The organism is Acaryochloris marina MBIC11017 (assembly GCF_000018105.1).
In the GTDB taxonomy this organism is placed as follows: domain Bacteria; phylum Cyanobacteriota; class Cyanobacteriia; order Thermosynechococcales; family Thermosynechococcaceae; genus Acaryochloris; species Acaryochloris marina.
In genome coordinates this window covers 29,214-45,150 of the sequence record NC_009927.1, presented here as the reverse complement: position 1 = coordinate 45,150, position 15,937 = coordinate 29,214, and the positions used below count along the sequence as shown (strand labels likewise).

Genomic DNA, 15,937 nt, shown 5'->3' with positions numbered 1-15,937 from the left:
CTTTTTCCTGCTTGATGAATAACACTAGAGATGAAGGAAAATCAATTATTCATCTTCCTCCTTGGTTGGTTGTCCATCAACTAATCGGTAGGCTCCATTCTCCAATTCTTTGGCGTAATTATGAATGAAGAGGTTTTGCATTTCGATATTTTAGTATCTAGGCTAGAAGGTGAGGCATGACAATGGTTTGCTCTCGGACACTAAGAGCTTCAAAGCTTCTGGTTGCATTCAGAACTTAAACTTGCTGGTGAAGCCTAACCCGTTAAATTGCATGATCTTGATTGACCGTATTTTCATAGATCCACTCCCCGAGCAATGACCAACTCCTTAACTCTTAGGGAAGCTAAGCCGGAAGAAGCGATTCAACTGAGTGGACTTGCTATGCGCTCAAAATCTTATTGGGGTTACTCTGATGATTTCATGGAAGCTTGCAGGGATGAGTTAACTGTGACATCAGAGATGATTCAAGATAGTAAGTTTCATTATGTCGTCGCAGAAATGGCGAATGAAGTTGTTGGATTTTATGGTGTCGAACGTTTGTCATCGTTGCAATTTGAATTGGAAGCCTTATTTGTTGATCCTGTGCACATAGGTTCGGGTATTGGACGTGCTTTGATTACTCATGCTAGGGATTTCATCGGAGAGTCAGGAGGAAGGTCACTCATCATCCAAGGTGATCCAAATGCTGAAGAGTTTTATCTAGCAGTCGGTGCCCAACTCATTGGAGAAAAAGAGTCAGATAGTATTCCAGGTCGATTTTTACCAATTTTCAGGATGGAAATTGCTGAAAGTAAAGATACTAGAACCGTTAGCCTTGAATCTGAAACTCTTGAATTCAGACAGCGACCAAAGAGCGCTAAAACTTTCGTTGGAGAACCGATTAATACAGAGCACTTGCAGATTCGACCATTTACACGAGGAGATATTGAGCCGTTTACCCGTTTTATGACTGATCAGGAGTCCACTAGATTTCTTACCTTTGGTGATGAGCAAAAAAGTAGTCAAGGGGCCAGGGACTTGCTTGAAGCTACCATTACGTCATATGGGACGGAGCATCCAATGCTAGCCTTTGCAGTGGAAGCCCCGAAAACATCTACCTTCATTGGTTTCTGCGGCTTGACTCCACATGATGAAGAGACGATAGAGATCATGTATGCGATTATGCCTGATGCCAGGAGAAAAGGATATGCCACGGAAGTTGCCGCTGTGCTTTCTCAATATGCCCTAAACAAGCTTGGTTATCTTCGGGTGATTGCTCCGATAGCACCAGCCAATGAGGTATCCAAAATCGTTGCCACGAAAGTTGGGTTTAAAGATAATGGCTTGGTCACAGATGTGAACTCTGGAGAATTAGTTCATCAGTTTATATGGCTCTCCGGGAATTAGCGTGGTAGCCGCTAGATATAGTGTTTAGGTCACAGCGAATGTCTGATACCCATTGAGGTCAAGAGAAATCCTTTGGAAGAGTCTTTCAATATCGAAAATACCGTAGCATCGTCTTTTTAAGACTTTGACTCGGTTATTAAATCCTTCCACAAAACCACTGGTCCACCCCTCCAGGAAATAGTTGGTCATCTCGTCCATCCAATTATTGATAGTGGTCAGAAAACAATCGAATTCCTTGATGTCACTCTTGAGTACTTGTTTACACCAAGCACGGATGGCACATTTAGCTCCGTGCTTGGTGTACCTGCCCTCAAATATCTGCGTGAGTTTCTCTCGGAGGTTGTACGCCTGTTTCAGTTGTGGAGAATAAGCAAACAATCGCTCAAGGAGTTGTTGCTCTGACTCTTTCAGATTCTCTGGTCGTTTTCTAAAAGGCCACATCGCGCCTTTGATGCTGTCATACTCTTGCTTAGAGAGCTCTCGTCGTAGACGTTTGACCTCACGTTTACGAACCGTATCAGCACAATTACGATAGGCTTTGGTCACATGAAAGCGGTCAATGACAATTTTGGCTTGCGGCAATTGTTCTCGGACTGCACTGACAAATCCTTGGTACATGTCCGTACAGACGCGCTCAATGGTTTGGCGTAAATCAATGGGAATCGATTGAAGGAAATTTGCCACTGTCTGCTGTTTACGGTCGGCTAGAACTGCCAATATATCCACCCCATCCGTCGTAGGAATCGTGATCAAAACCACAAAATCACGATGGCCTCGTTTGAGAGAAATCTCATCCATCCCCATAACTTTGAGGTCTGCATATTCGCTCCAGTCAACTTGAGCGGCAATCCAACGATCAATGATTCCACTGACGATATCCTCACTAACGCCTAGTTTTCTGGCAACATCTGAGACCGTTGAATTGATCAAGATTCGCAGAAGCCAACGCTCATATGCTTTTGTATTGGGACTGCGAGGTTCGTGCCATTCTAAATGTTGAGTTGTTGTGGGATGGTCATCGCAATACTTGCATCGATAACGCTTGGGCCGAATTTCTAAGTAAACGGGGACTTCAAATAATGGCAGGTGACGAATCCGAAAAGGCTGATCATGACAATGGAGGTCAGTAATCTCACGTCCGCATTGGTGACAGGTTGTTCCTTGAAGCGTACTCTCAATCTTGATGAGCCAATCCCCTCTCTCAGTCTTCGATAGCTCTAGAATTCGAATATCAGGAAGGTTGAGCGGGATGCGAATTGAGTTATCCATTACGCCATTGCTCTGAAGTACTACCTCAGATCATTCCATAGGGATGAAAAAGGAAACACACTAAATGTAGGACTGCTACACGCTAATTCCCAGAGAGCCGTTTATATTCAAACAGAGTGTGCCTGAATAGACTCAGGCGTGCCGAATTTGTATGTTATGCACCACTATCTGAATGAATCTAAAACGAGTTTTGGCACTATAACATTGTTCCTATTGTTGCCGTCGCTAGACCTGATAGATATCGTCGCTCGCCATTAAGGAATAGCCATGTTGGTAGTTGGCCGACCCAATCTTGATTCCCCTCAAATTGAATAGTCTTGGCTCTCAGAGCTAGATCCAGAGGGTCATACCCCATCACGACGTGAATAATGGCACTTAAATCTGCTGCAATCAACACATCCACATCAAAGCCAGGATCTTGGATGCAAACATCAACCCGGTGTTTTTCGGTAACGACCCAATAGCTTCGTTTTGTTTTCCGTTGTCGGGGAATCCCCCGTAGGTCAAACTGAAGCACAATTTTATGATCTGGCATAGCCTCCAGATTGAACCCCCGTCTCAAGCCCCACATAAATAAATCGGGATCGAGTTGCTCCGGGGTTAAGCGATCACTTCCCCATTGTTGAGCCCATTCACCCATTCCTTTAATGATGGGGCGCAGAGCCTCACCAGCAGGGGTGAGTTGATAGATGGAGCCTTGTCCAGATTTCTTATCTTGGCGAGTAATAATGCCAGCAGTTTCAAGTTCTTTCAGTCGCTTAATTAGGAGTGCCCTGGACATCAAGGGTACTCCTCGACTGATTTCGTTGAAATGACAGCTACCCGACATTAGCTCCCGTAAAACCAAGGGGGTCCAGCGTTCGCAAATTGCTTCGGCTGCTCTAGCAACGGGGCAGTATTGCCCATAGCTTTTGCCCATGACTCTATTCCCTAAAACTGTGTTGCAGATTGTTTGCAAGTTCAGATTATGATCTTGTACCACAGATTTTCTGGCAGCAGTATGGAATTAACACCAAAATTAAACAGGAACTACGGATCATGCTCGACATACAACAGGCACCTTCCAAGCCCCCTCAAACCACAGGTTGGCTAGCACTAGCAGAGGCTTTGGGGCCCCAACTCGCGGAAAGTGAACAAGCTGCTGATATCTCTGATCAGTACGTGCTTGAGAATATTAAGCGCCTCAAGGAAGCTGGGTTTACTGCTGCTGGAGTACCTACTCAATTAGGTGGTGGTGGGGCTAGCCATGCTGAGATGTGCAATGTTTTGCGTATTCTTGGACAACACTGCAGTTCAACTGCCCTAGCCCTATCGATGCATACCCATCAAGTTATGATTCCGACCTGGAAGTGGCAGCATCAACAGATGGCTGTTGAGGGTTTACTAACCCGTGTTGCTCAAGAGAAAATTATGTTGCTCAGTACGGGTGGTGCGGATTGGCTCAACGGTTCGGGGACCGCAACCCCCTCAGAGGGGGGCTTTATCATAAATAGCCGAAAGGGTTTTGTGAGTGGTTCGCCAACTGGTGATTTACTGATCACCAGTGCAATCTATGATGACCCAACAGCGGGCAAAACGGTTTTACATTTTGCATTACCTATGAAGTCGCCAGGTGTGTCTATTGATTCAGTCTGGCAAGCTATGGGTATGCGAGGGACTGGTTCACACACCGTGCTCCTAGAAGATGTGTTCGTATCGGAGCAAGCTATTTCCCTGCGGCGACCAGCTGGCAAATGGCATCCTGCATTCCATTTAATTACACTGATTGCCATTCCTATCATTTACTCGGTCTACGTGGGCATTGCTGAAGCAGCCAGGGATCTAACAATCCAGAATGCTCAAAAACGACGAGATGACGATCACGTTTGTTACTTGGTAGGCGGTTTAGAGAATGAATTAACGAACGCAAAATTGGTGCAGCAGCAGATGATTGCTATAGCAGCCTCTCAATCACCAAGTATCGAAACTACCAACCAGATAATGACGGGTCGTACTTTGATCACCCAGTCGGTGTTGAAGGTAGTGGATGCTGCTATGGAAATTACGGGTGGACTGGCATTTCATCGTCCTTATGGCCTAGAAAAACTATTTCGTGATGCTCAAGGCGCTCGTTATCATCCCATGCGTGAGGAGGTACAGCGTAAGCTGGCGGGTCAGTTAGCGTTGGGCAATACTCCAGAAATACTCTAGAAGTGACCTTGATGTGTTCTCCTTGTTTGATCCAAATGGTTTGTTATTGGTTGTCCTCTTTGGTCGGCTGTTCATCAACGACTCGGTATGCCCCATTCTCCAGTTCTTGGGCGTAATCACGAATAAACGATCTGAAAGAATCTGCGATGACCTTCCACGAACAGCCTTCCCAATCAACGGCAATAACCTGGCCTGAAACTCCCCCTTCTTCTGGGTTCATATCCAGCGCCCAAAAAACATCGCCATTGCAGTCCATGATCGGAATCCATTCAGGTAAAAATAACTTTGGTCGCACTGGTCCTTCAACAAAGATGATGCCATCACGAATTTGTTGTTCTGGATCAGGCATTTCATCTGCGTAATTCTCGACTTCAGCAGCAACTTGCTTTCTCTGTTTCCAACTTTCAAGAATGCTTTCAGTTCCAAGGTAAGCACCATAGTCAGCAAATACTTTGCAGGGCCATCCGTCACTTTCACCATTGTGAATGAGCAAGCTTGCGCGAAAGTCTGCTGGGATGGGTTGGCCGAGTTCTGCTTCCACAGCTGCGATTTGCTCTTCCGATGCTCCAGGGTTTAGATCTTTAAGCATTTCTGGGGCATTGCGATTTCCCCACTCGATAATTCTCTCCCAGCTTTCAGCGATCATGTTGATACTCTAGTTTGATATTTTTTAGATATTTGAAGAACGAATATAATGCCTGGACAGGAATGAAATTAGAGTATTTCGTTATCTTGTTTATATCCTCAAGCAACAGTCGGATTGTTATTGAATCAGACTTCGTGGAAGGTGTCGTTTGTTAACAGTGATTAAGAGCATATAAAACTACCTCTTGGCCTGTATGTTTATCAATAAACTGCATATCAAGGTGTAACCCTGATTTCTCTAATACTCGGATCGAAGCCACATTCACAGAAAAAACTACAGCCAGAATACGCTTTGCTCCAAGTTCAGAAAAGCCTTTTTGAATTAGCGCTTTAGACCCTTCAGTGGCATAACCGTGGCCCCATGAGTCTTTTCGTAATCGATATCCCAATTCAATATCGGTGGGTTCAGCTAGTGCTGGATCAAAATAAGGTGCATGTACGGCAGGTCGGAAAAGGAACCAACCAATAAAGGTTTGACTGGATTTCTCAATTGCTGCCCAGAAACCATATCCTTCATAATCCTCATAGTGCTGCAACCATTTTGGAAGAATCTGAGTTTGGATAGATGCTGGATCAACTTGTTTATCTATAGTGGCGAAACGAACAACATCTGGATCACTATTGAGTTCAACTAAGCAGTCTACATCTTCTAAGGTAAATTGCCTTAGTGCTAACCGTTCAGTCTCTAAAAAGGTATGCATTTTAAATTAAAAAACCAATATTTCTTTATTACAGCAATCCGATAGTATTTATGTATTTTTAAGTTCGTTACTACTGCTTAGGAATGCTTGAAGCAAGTTGTTAAGGTACTCAGGTTCTTCAAGATTAAGTAGATGAGCGGTGTTAGGCATTTCCTCTCCTATGGCAGTAGGAATAGTATTCACAAGGTAGTGGCAACGTTCACTGACATGCGGAAAGTCCAGATTCCCCCAAACTACAAGTGTTGGAATCGATAGATTGGGTAATTTCTCATAAGCTGAGGTGGGTTCTTGCTCCAAAGTGAGTTCCGGTTTCCTCAAAGCGATGCCATTCATATCCAACAACAGCTTTCTTAATGAGTCATCCACCCTTCCAGACGGACTAGTGGGACCGTCAAGCCACAAATCAGTTTCAATGGTGTTAACCAACTCTAAATCGTTTGCTTCATCAGCTTCATCTAATGCATTAATACGTGCTTGAATATTTTGAGGGAATGTTATGGGTTCAGGAGCACCACTCACAGCAGGCGCAATGAGCACTAGCGCAGTAACTTGGTGGGGGTAAGCAAGGGCAAAATCCAAGGCGATTCGTCCCCCTTGTGAGCAGCCAATGAGAACAACATCTGTAAGACCTAGTTGTTCGATAACTTGCCTAAGATCATTGACATGGGAGAAGGCTTCATCCAAGCAGGTCGTTTTGCCAAATCCTCGCCGATCATAGATAACCGTTTGGAAATAATTTTTTAGGGTATCAATTTGGGGACACCACATCCGCCGATCAGCAACCCCAGCATGTAGAAAGATCAAAGGCTTACCGTGGCCAGAATATTCACCAGCCAACTGCGCACTACCTATTTTGAGTTGGAAGGTTTCGGTCATATCCATTTGGGTGAAAATAATTAGGAGTACCGAACACGGCTAATTTTAGCCTCTCATATTGATGAGATTACCGGACTCGTAACGGCGTAATCCATGATAAAAAACTCCAATGCCTATCCCAAGGATAGTCACCGATCCCATAACTGACCCTATTGCATGAACCCAGGATAAAGAACGCAATGCCTCGACGGGCAAATAAGTTACAAATCCTGCTGGTATGAAGCTGTAAAGAAGCAGCTTGATTGCCCCATCAAAGAGGGTGCCAGGATAGGTACTAAAAGTGAGCATTGCCATCCGCCACTGATCACTCAGCGCCGAGGCATTGCCCATGTAAAAAACTCAGGCTACCTGTCAGAACGCTAAACCCCACAAATAAGGCAGCAACAGAAGTAGTTAAACCGATAAACCAGACAAAATGAACGATATCTGGATGCACAAAACCCAGATACACCCCATACCCAAAGAGTAGATCGCCCCAGGAAGTCGCATTCATCTGTCCTAGTAATAGATGGGGAAGCAACATGCGTGGATATAGCATCCACACATCGAGTTGCCCTTGGGCAATCAATTTAGCTAGTTGCAGCGCATTGCCATAAATCGCGTGGGCAAGGCCAAATCCGGCGGCGGCGATCGCCCACAAAGTTACTACATCTTGCACCGTCCAACCTCTCAAGACTGGAAAGCGAGTGAAAAACAGTCCCCAAAACGCAACCCACATCAAATTGTTTAGAAGCATGGCCAATAGTTGTGACACAAATGCGCCACGGTATTCCATGTGAGCATTCCAATTGAGTCGAACGTATGCGATCGCTAAATTCAGATAATTCAGTAGAGCTTTCATGCCCTTAGCCTCCATTGGCATGTATTCTTTGGATGGCAAGGCCATACACCCATTGCACACACAACGTCAGCATCAGTAACGCAACCCCTTGGCGCATTAAAAGTGCGAGTGTATCACTTATCGAAGGATGAACGAATAACCGCGCTGGAGCATAAATCACTAGGGCAAATGGAAGATTATGCAAGATTCCTTGCCAGAACTCAGGAAATAGCTCTAATGGAATCATCAATCCTCCTAGGAGCCACAGTAACCGGGAATAAATGAGCACTAACCCACTGGTGTCTTCCAACCAAAACGCACCCAAACCAATCAAGAACATCACTAGGAAATCCAAAATAAATGCGATGGGCAACACTAATAGAAAAAGTAAGCATCCTCCGATGCTCATTGGGATTGCGCCGACAAAGAATAAGGCAAGGACAGCACTCACGGCAAAATTGAATCCAAATCGGACACAGCGTTCACCCATTGATGACCAAAGTCGATACATTGGATAGGAAATGGGACGAACCAATTGCACAGTCAATGCTCCTGTTCGAACATCTTGGTCAACATCTTGGGCAATGCGTGGAGCGGAAATCGCTAGTGATTCAGTCACACTCAAATACCACAGCATTTGAGGTAGTGTGAAGCCGCCTAGCTGCTGCGCCTGTACTTCTGAATAGGTAACTCTCACGACTTTGAAGGTTAGGCACTGACCTGGTCAAATTGAGGTAGTTGCCTTATCCCTTCAAACCCTATGCTGCCTCTAGTTGGAATAGCACCGACCATTGCCAAATCATTGGCGTCTTTGCGAAGCGTCTTCTGCCGTGATGATGGATTTGCCCACATCAGTCGGTATCTGAATGGTTTGCTCTTAAGTCCCAACAAAACCTTACAAGGGATATACAGTCAACTGGTGTGGCCAGAGGGAGAACAGGTCAGCTATCGAGCCATGCATGAAGCGATCTTTGAAGCGGGCTGGCATCATCAAGAGCTTATGGCCCATCATCGCAATGTGTTAGGCCCTAAACACCGGGGACGAGGTCGGGAAGTGATTAGTCTTGACTGGACCTATTCCCACCATCCCTACAGTCAAGAGATCTTTGGTGATAAAGCCGCCTATGATCATGTCAATCGTTGTTGGAGTTGCTATCAAACCGTTGTCACTGCCGTGGCAGCCAATCCAGAAAGATTAGATGGGATAGCCGTTGAGGTTCAGCAGCCCAACTATCAACTAGAAGAGTTGGCTTATTTGAGAATGACCCGCCGCGAAACTTACGAGAGTATGGAGCAAGTCCACCAACGCTTGTTAGAGCTGCTCCACTACCAAAAGAATCGCCTACGCTATCGTAAGCGCACTGAGTTGGCGGTCGATATCGTCAGACAACTTGAAGCGGAAAGAAACTTCCCAGACGCTGATTATGCATTTGATCAAGGGGTCTTAACCTTAGAGCTATCCCTCTTTTATCACTTTAGACAGAGAGAAAATCAGGATGCTTGAGCAATTTCCTCACCAGTGGACAGCAAAATGCCTCCATCTTTGATGTGAGTTGCTCAAACCCCTTTTTCAAAGCACGGCTGGGAAAGACTTCTAACCAGCGCTTTAGAAGATTCCAACTGATTAACGGTTGAATGATCAAGCGCACATTATTGAGCAGATTCTTCCACCCGTTTTGGTTATCCCACCAAGGATGCTGCGCAAAGTGTTGATGTGCCACTGGACAAGAGTCATTGAAGACATCAGCGAACAAACTCACCATCAAGAAAGCGCTCATCACTATCTCCCACCACTTTTCAATTTGTTCGTAGTGCGTCATGCGAAAATCAGCCCAACCCAAGGTATCTTTAGACTGTTTGAGACCATACTCAATCCAAGTTCTGAAGCCATAGCAATCCCCAATTTCATCCAGCTTGATCTCGGGTGCCGCTGCCATGACATAAGAGGTTGAGTTCTCTGGTAGCGTTTGGGGGTCCGTGGTTAATAGCCAATAGCGCTTCTGGTGGTGTCGCTGGCCATAAATGATCTCTTGCCTGTAACGAGTTTCAGTGGTGCCATTGCTGAAGGTTCGTTCAAATGACTGCCACGGTTCGGCAAAGACTGCTTGTTCTGCGGGTAACCACACCGCATGATTGCTACGAATCGCTAGGATATAGGGCAGCTTTAACTCCTCTAAGACATTCACAAAGTTTGTTTGAGCTTCCCCATACAAGCTGTCAGCCAGGACGAGCTCAAAGCAAAAGCCCATCCCTTGCAACTGTCGGATCATTCCAGCAGCAATTTGGGGTTTGCTGAGATACTCATCCTCCTCTTTAAGACGTTCTCGGGGTTTGTACACTTCAAAGGACAAAGGCAAAATCATCCCTTGAAACAGCCCGTAGGCAGTGACTGCGACGATGCCATTCTCTTTCTTGCCCACATTGCCGATATACTGCCGTTTCACATAGTCGGTACTCTTGCCTTTTTTGCAATCGCCCGTCTCATCGATCAATAGAATTAACCTGCGCCCATCCAGTATTTTCAAGATGATGTCCAATCTCTTGTCAGACAAATGTGACGCTACCCAAGGTGATTCACTCAGAAAATGATGCAGGCTTTGATGGTTCTCCAAGCCCACTGCTCTTGCAATGGCGGGCAATGATTTACGTTTGATATCACTAATCATCCCCAGATGGAGATGCTTGAAGGCTTCATAACTGCGGACTTGGGGAAATAACTCTGCAAATAGTTGGCAGTACTCATCAACAAAGCCAATGGTTGGTTCTGGACTTCTTGAAGCTGACATCACTCATTAGAAAAATAGAAACTGAGAATAGTCTATTTTTTATCTGTCTAAAGTGATAAAAGAGGGCTATACTCTAGGCGGCTAAGATATTAACTTTCTTAAAAGACTGAAACTTGAGTGATAGTAAGGTGGTGAGTTTCGCCTTATGCTCTCCATTACACTGGTCGATGCACTGTTGAATGGCCCCTTTGAAGGCGGGAAAATCAGCATAATACTTTGAATAGAGACATTCCTTGCGTACAAAACGCCAGAGTCGCTCAATCAAATTCAAATGGGGTGAATAGGAGGGCAGATAGACCAGCTCAATATCGACGATCTCGGCAAAGTCCGTTACAAGCTGACATTTCTGGTATCGCGCATTGTCTAAAATCACGCTGATGGGTATGACTGGGTCAAGTAGCGCCAGCTTGGCCAGTAACAGGCACATACTGTGAGAATTGATATAGGTGTGGTTGGTAACGCTGACTAGGTCTTTGGTGATAGCGTCGAGCGCGCCCAGGACATTGAAACGTTGGCGACCAGAAGGAGAAGGGATGAAGATCCGAGTGATGCACCAGACAAACCCTAGATAAGCACGGTGAACAAAGTGAGCAGCATCCACAAAAAAGACAAGACGCTCTTGGCGTTGAGCTTCCTCTAATAAGGGTTCAAGGCGAGTGTGTCGAAACTGCTCTTGCTCCTCAATTTTCTCGGGCAGACTCGACTTTCCCGGCACATACCCCACTTTTCGATAACGACAACCGATGCGTTTGAGGAAGGCTTTGATTTGGGTGGGACTGCGTTTGATGCCTGTTAATTGCTCAATGACCGCTTGAGCTTCTGCACTGGTGCGGGGAGGATGTTGCTCAAAGTAAGCTCTCACACTATCGCTATGAGCGTTGAGTAGACTCGGTTGACCTTTATATTCAAGGGTCTTCAGCCCTTCAATCCCTCCTTGTTGATACTGACGAAGAGTTTTGGCTAAAGTGGGGCGACTAATCTGACAAAGCTGGCAGATCTGGGTATGGGAAAGACCTTGACTCTTCAAGTAGAGCACTTCCATCCGTCGCTGCACCCGTGGGTGAGGGTGATGATAGCGTTCGTAATTGAGTTGTTGGATTTCCTCTGCGGTGAAATCAATTTTAATCATGGGAGTGGAGGATAGGTGCGGGGATACTCCCAGTGTGCCAAATCTCTCTACCACAATGTTAAGTCACAAGTCGTCCGCAGTATAACGCAAGTCATTGAGGCATCCAAGAAACATTGGGTCAGTGAAATAGAGTGTTCTCGCAACATTTTCTGGGAAGGGAAATGGCAACGAGTAGATGGGGTCGCTCAACAATTGAAGGCTGACCATCCTGAAAGTTTCCGTCACAAGAGAGTCCGCTGCCGGAATGGCAAAACCCGAGAGATTTGGGCTTTTAGCAAAACTGTTCGCCTCAGAAAATATGGTCGCAAACGGTTGGTCATTGTCCATGAAACCGAAGATCTCAGCGACTCCCCTCGATTTTTACTCACTGATGCTTTGCATTGGGATGCTTCAAGGGTGTTTGCCACCTGGAGTTATCGTTGGCCTTGTGAAATTTTCCATGAGTTCTCCAAGCAATTGGTTGGCTTTGAGTCAGCTCAGCTCCGCAAGGAGGAAGCGGTTAAACGCCACTTCTGTTTAAGTTGTGTAGCGCAGTCGATACTCCAAGACACCAGTTGTTCTGGAAGAAAATCTGAGAGATTGAAGTTTGCTCAAAATGACGAGCCTACTGTGGGTCAAAAGCTCTATAGCCTCACTCGTGAATCCGTTCAGCAGTTAGTTGAGTTTGTCCATGTCCTTTTCAATCAAGGACAATCTGTAGAGCAAGTCATGGAGTGCATCATGCCAGGATAAACAGCATCAAATCACTGTCAATGGAGTAACCTTCATAGTCGTGTAACTCTCCACAATTGCAAAAAAATGTACAGGATAAGGACCAAGAATAGTGTCCGGGCAACGACTTCACCCAAGTAAGCCATGTTGGATCGCGCTGATGTCCAGGCAATCCAACCGTATTTGTAGAGTGATTTCATAGTGATAGTCCCTCCGAGGCGGGCTGGTTATAAATGTGAGCAATCACTGCATCCAGGGGTGGATCTTCGATCGCAACATCTGCGACGGATCCTATTTGGAGAATTTGACTGATCACTTGCTCGATAGGAATCAAGCGAGTGTTGATCTCCAGTTTGAGCCCAAAGTCCATAACCTCTAACTGGCGAACACCCTGCAGAGTAGGAAACTCGTAGATTGGTGTATGAAATTTGACGCTGAGAATTTTCTCATTCAGATATCGACGCCGCAATTCTGAGACCGGGGCATCCAGCATAACCTGCCCGTGATTAATCACAATTATTCGTTGTGCAACCCGTTCTATGTCACCCGTGTCATGGCTCGTGAGAAAAACAGTCGTACCTTCTTGTTGATTCCATTCGCAAATTAAATTTCGCAACTTTTGCCGGGCCAGAACATCTAGTCCGATTGTGGGTTCATCAAGAAACAGAATCTGCGGTGCATGAAGTAAGCTGGCCGCTACCTCCGCCCGCATACGTTGACCTAGAGAGAGCTTTCTCACTGGAGTTGACCAAAACTCATTCAAGCCGAACCGTTCCACTAGCGAATCACGTCGCTGTCGAAAAACTTTAGGTTCGAGGTCATAAATTCGGGCAAGTAATTCGAGGGTATCGCGGGGTGGTAAGTGATACCAGAGTTGGGAACGCTGACCAAACACGACACCAATTCGACGAGCTAGAGATTGACGATCCTTCCAGGGTACATAGCCCAAAACCATTGCTTTTCCAGCAGTGGGATGAAGAATTCCTGTCAGCATTTTGATCGTGGTCGATTTGCCCGCCCCATTCGGGCCAATGAAGGCGATTGCTTGCCCACATGGGATATTCAAGCTGATCCGATCCACAGCGACCACATTAGTTTGCTTACGATGCTTCCCCCAACCTCTGCTGAAGGTAAAGGATTTGTAGAGGTGATCGATGTGTATGGCAACCATGACCCCAACTTCCGAAAAAAACCATAGTATACTACAAATGTAGTATAAGAAGCAGGAAATTATTGAAGGAGTTCTGGAACTTCTAATGTTGGGAGATGGTTATCTAATGCTGGCCTGCGGCCACCAGAGATGATAGAGCGGATTAAGGGAAAGAGTGAGCTTAAATCGTAAAGATCAAGCAGCGATCATTGGCATTCTTGAACCCATATCATCAGTTTTAAATCATCTTGCTTTGAAAAGCTCTATTCCTGATTATTGTTCAGTTGTGGAGATTCCGAGGATTGTTGATTAGAGGGTGGAGCAGTTTGGGGTGGAGTATTGGATTGAGGTTGGCTATTACTAGCCGATCTCTCCAGTGTCTTAATCTGAGTAGTAACCTGTTGAAGCTGGGTTTGCAGTTGTGCCAATGTAGTTTGGTTGGATTGCAAAGTGTCCGATAAATTTCCGGGAATGAACTTACGGAGATCGTTCACCTGTTTCTCTAGTTGCTCAACCTGGCTAGCAAGAGCTGGATCGATTCCATTGGCCCTTTGCTGTTCCTCTTTTTCTAAATTTTGCAAGCTAATTGCTAGCCAGGCAAAACCACCAATCGTCAATAATATTAGTCCTATGAGTAGGCCTATGAGAGATGAGGTACGGCCACGCAGTTGTTGAACATCAGAATTGAGCCTGGTATTCTCAACTCTGATAGCTTGAACCGTCCGACCTAGTTCCGTATACCGGGTCGCATTCGATGATTCTAGGGACGGCTCATGAAAACTCGGATCTGAGTTAGAAGGATAGGGTGAATTACTCATAAGTTATAAATGATTTCCAGATTGTCTGGTATTACTAGCTCTAGGGCTATTCAGTTCCGCCTTCAGGTACTGGAACCATTGGAGGTGTGACAGGTGGTCCTTGAGTGTCGTCTGGAGCGGTTGGCTCATTCGGTATAGTATTGTCCGGTGGCATCGTGTCTGGAGAATTAGTGCCTTCTTCTGGGGAGCCCATTGTTCCATCAGGCTGTTCAGCTCCTCCTTCTGTAGATTCATCCATATCATCAGTCGTAGAACTATCTACTGGAGCTTCTTCTGGCTCTGTATCAGAAGAAGCCATATCAGGAGCAGTAGAATCTTCAGGTTCTAAGTTTTCGGACTCAACACTTTCAGGAGTATCAGCCGCCCCTTCAACATCAGGTGCTTCCTCAGATGACGGAGTCGTATCTGATTGACTTGTACCTGAACAGCGAGAGTTGAGAGAAAAGTTCTTGCAGAGGATCTTCATCACTCCAGGAGAAAGTTCCTCTTTCTGGGCTTCGCTCTCATCAACTTGAGCAATTTAGGTATCAACTCCATCAAAATTTATAACTGATGAAGGTGTTCTAGCTGCTACAGGCAAACTTGCCAGAAGACTAGACAAACCAATAACTGTTGATACCAATTGAATGGGAAATTGAGCCTTGAATCGTTTCATGAGGATTTCTTTGCCATCGGGGGCATAGCAATAGTTGGGTCGCAGAAAACTGTCCTTCTTCGATAAGAGATTAAGGACAGATACGAGCAGATTGTGATGGATTATTTCTGGCAAATCATATGGGGGTAATGACTTGCGTGATATTCAGCAGCCAAAGTGGGTTGAAAATTATGGATGATTTCTCCCAAAATGCCTTAGAAAACCAGGCTAGTAGTCACACTAATGCAATGTCAGTTTAGATCTGACAGATGAAGGTTCCTAAGGAGATTGTTCATCAGAATTTTCAGGCGAGGTTTCTTCTCCATCAGGAGTCAGTGGTGCTTCAGGTGCAGGTGCTTCTTCTTGAATGGAGGGTGCTGACTCATCTTCAGATTGGTTGAGTTCAGCCCCACCTTGAGGAGTATCACCTTGGTTAACAGGTGGTGCAGGAACGTCTTGATTTGCTTTTTCACATGCACCTAAGACAGTTGCCAATGCCATCATCAAAAAGAGAGGGACTAGTTTAAGTCTCATCATGGATACCTCCTGACAAAACTACTGGATAGCAGTCTTGGTATATGGGCTATATTTCAGAGCCTACGAGGCAAAGGTGAATAATGTGAGAATTTATTAAGCTTATTGAACTACTTGATCAACAGAGGACCCACATCTAGGGTAAGTTCACCTCCGTTAAAGTCTGCCATGACGCTACGAGAACCGAGCCTGAACAAGTTGGAGTTGTCTGAATTAAACTCGGTTGTAGTTAGGGTTATGTAGCAAGACCATTAGGAACTTTGTGGTAGTTGCATTCTCGCTATTTTT

Annotated in this window: 18 protein-coding genes; 4 read left to right on the top strand and 14 right to left on the bottom strand. The window is 45.5% G+C overall.

Features of this window, described 5'->3' with window-relative positions:
• The first annotated feature begins 315 nt into the window (after positions 1-315).
• The gene (locus tag AM1_RS43510; protein WP_012166943.1) at positions 316-1,386 is read left to right on the top strand and encodes a GNAT family N-acetyltransferase; all 1,071 of its coding nucleotides are present in this window, start codon (positions 316-318) and stop codon (positions 1,384-1,386) included.
• A gap of 24 nt (positions 1,387-1,410) precedes the next feature.
• Here AM1_RS43510 and AM1_RS30655 read toward each other — a convergent pair whose 3' ends face one another.
• Both AM1_RS30655 and AM1_RS30650 read right to left on the bottom strand, forming a co-directional pair.
• A complete protein-coding gene (locus AM1_RS30655) occupies positions 1,411-2,655 on the bottom strand; it encodes an ISL3-like element ISAcma10 family transposase (protein ID WP_012166942.1) in 1,245 nt (414 codons plus the stop codon).
• A 196-nt stretch (positions 2,656-2,851) separates the two neighbouring features.
• The gene (locus AM1_RS30650) at positions 2,852-3,574 is read right to left on the bottom strand and encodes a winged helix-turn-helix transcriptional regulator (protein ID WP_012166941.1); all 723 of its coding nucleotides are present in this window, start codon (positions 3,572-3,574) and stop codon (positions 2,852-2,854) included.
• A gap of 119 nt (positions 3,575-3,693) precedes the next feature.
• Here AM1_RS30650 and AM1_RS30645 point away from each other — a divergent pair, with 119 nt between their 5' ends.
• Positions 3,694-4,845: an acyl-CoA dehydrogenase family protein gene (locus tag AM1_RS30645; RefSeq protein ID WP_012166940.1), complete on the top strand. Its 1,152-nt coding sequence runs from the start codon at positions 3,694-3,696 to the stop codon at positions 4,843-4,845.
• Between the two features lie 43 nt (positions 4,846-4,888).
• Here AM1_RS30645 and AM1_RS30640 read toward each other — a convergent pair whose 3' ends face one another.
• The 6 genes from AM1_RS30640 to AM1_RS30620 all read right to left on the bottom strand — a co-directional run bounded on the left by AM1_RS30640 (position 4,889) and on the right by AM1_RS30620 (position 8,584).
• Positions 4,889-5,491 (bottom strand): SMI1/KNR4 family protein, encoded by a 603-nt coding sequence (locus AM1_RS30640; protein ID WP_012166939.1) that lies wholly within the window; start codon positions 5,489-5,491, stop codon positions 4,889-4,891.
• Between the two features lie 151 nt (positions 5,492-5,642).
• The gene (locus AM1_RS30635; protein WP_012166938.1) at positions 5,643-6,191 is read right to left on the bottom strand and encodes a GNAT family N-acetyltransferase; all 549 of its coding nucleotides are present in this window, start codon (positions 6,189-6,191) and stop codon (positions 5,643-5,645) included.
• Positions 6,192-6,239: 48 nt separating this feature from the next.
• Positions 6,240-7,067 carry an alpha/beta fold hydrolase gene (locus AM1_RS30630; RefSeq protein ID WP_041661255.1) on the bottom strand — a complete coding sequence of 276 codons (828 nt, stop codon included), beginning with the start codon at positions 7,065-7,067 and terminating at the stop codon, positions 6,240-6,242.
• A gap of 45 nt (positions 7,068-7,112) precedes the next feature.
• Complete coding sequence (locus AM1_RS44555) at positions 7,113-7,355, bottom strand: ABC-2 family transporter protein (RefSeq protein ID WP_390610081.1); 243 nt, start codon at positions 7,353-7,355, stop codon at positions 7,113-7,115.
• A 16-nt stretch (positions 7,356-7,371) separates the two neighbouring features.
• Entirely contained in the window at positions 7,372-7,908 is a 537-nt protein-coding gene (locus tag AM1_RS44095; protein ID WP_012166935.1) for an ABC-2 family transporter protein, read from the bottom strand.
• A 4-nt stretch (positions 7,909-7,912) separates the two neighbouring features.
• A complete protein-coding gene (locus tag AM1_RS30620; protein WP_012166934.1) occupies positions 7,913-8,584 on the bottom strand; it encodes an ABC transporter permease in 672 nt (223 codons plus the stop codon).
• A 63-nt stretch (positions 8,585-8,647) separates the two neighbouring features.
• Between AM1_RS30620 and AM1_RS38275 the strand changes: the two genes are divergently transcribed.
• Positions 8,648-9,391 (top strand): hypothetical protein, encoded by a 744-nt coding sequence (locus AM1_RS38275; protein ID WP_063710576.1) that lies wholly within the window; start codon positions 8,648-8,650, stop codon positions 9,389-9,391.
• Here AM1_RS38275 and AM1_RS30610 read toward each other — a convergent pair.
• The gene (locus tag AM1_RS30610; RefSeq protein WP_012160919.1) at positions 9,363-10,673 is read right to left on the bottom strand and encodes an IS701-like element ISAcma8 family transposase; all 1,311 of its coding nucleotides are present in this window, start codon (positions 10,671-10,673) and stop codon (positions 9,363-9,365) included. The genes AM1_RS38275 and AM1_RS30610 overlap by 29 nt on opposite strands.
• Positions 10,674-10,746: 73 nt before the next feature.
• Positions 10,747-11,802 (bottom strand): IS630-like element ISAcma14 family transposase, encoded by a 1,056-nt coding sequence (locus AM1_RS30605; protein WP_041658446.1) that lies wholly within the window; start codon positions 11,800-11,802, stop codon positions 10,747-10,749.
• A 15-nt stretch (positions 11,803-11,817) separates the two neighbouring features.
• Here AM1_RS30605 and AM1_RS30600 point away from each other — a divergent pair, with 15 nt between their 5' ends.
• Positions 11,818-12,534, top strand: a complete 717-nt coding sequence (locus tag AM1_RS30600; RefSeq protein ID WP_012166931.1) for a hypothetical protein — start codon at positions 11,818-11,820, stop codon at positions 12,532-12,534.
• Between the two features lie 175 nt (positions 12,535-12,709).
• Here the strand turns inward: AM1_RS30600 and AM1_RS30595 are convergent, their stop codons facing one another.
• The 4 genes from AM1_RS30595 to AM1_RS30580 form a co-directional block, all read right to left on the bottom strand.
• Positions 12,710-13,684 (bottom strand): ABC transporter ATP-binding protein, encoded by a 975-nt coding sequence (locus tag AM1_RS30595; protein WP_012166930.1) that lies wholly within the window; start codon positions 13,682-13,684, stop codon positions 12,710-12,712.
• A gap of 242 nt (positions 13,685-13,926) precedes the next feature.
• Positions 13,927-14,481, bottom strand: coding sequence for a hypothetical protein (locus tag AM1_RS30590; protein ID WP_012166928.1), 555 nt, complete (start codon positions 14,479-14,481; stop codon positions 13,927-13,929).
• Between the two features lie 46 nt (positions 14,482-14,527).
• The gene (locus AM1_RS30585) at positions 14,528-14,947 is read right to left on the bottom strand and encodes a hypothetical protein (protein ID WP_012166927.1); all 420 of its coding nucleotides are present in this window, start codon (positions 14,945-14,947) and stop codon (positions 14,528-14,530) included.
• 447 nt (positions 14,948-15,394) lie between these two features.
• Positions 15,395-15,652 carry a hypothetical protein gene (locus tag AM1_RS30580; RefSeq protein ID WP_012166924.1) on the bottom strand — a complete coding sequence of 86 codons (258 nt, stop codon included), beginning with the start codon at positions 15,650-15,652 and terminating at the stop codon, positions 15,395-15,397.
• Positions 15,653-15,937: the final 285 nt, after the last annotated feature.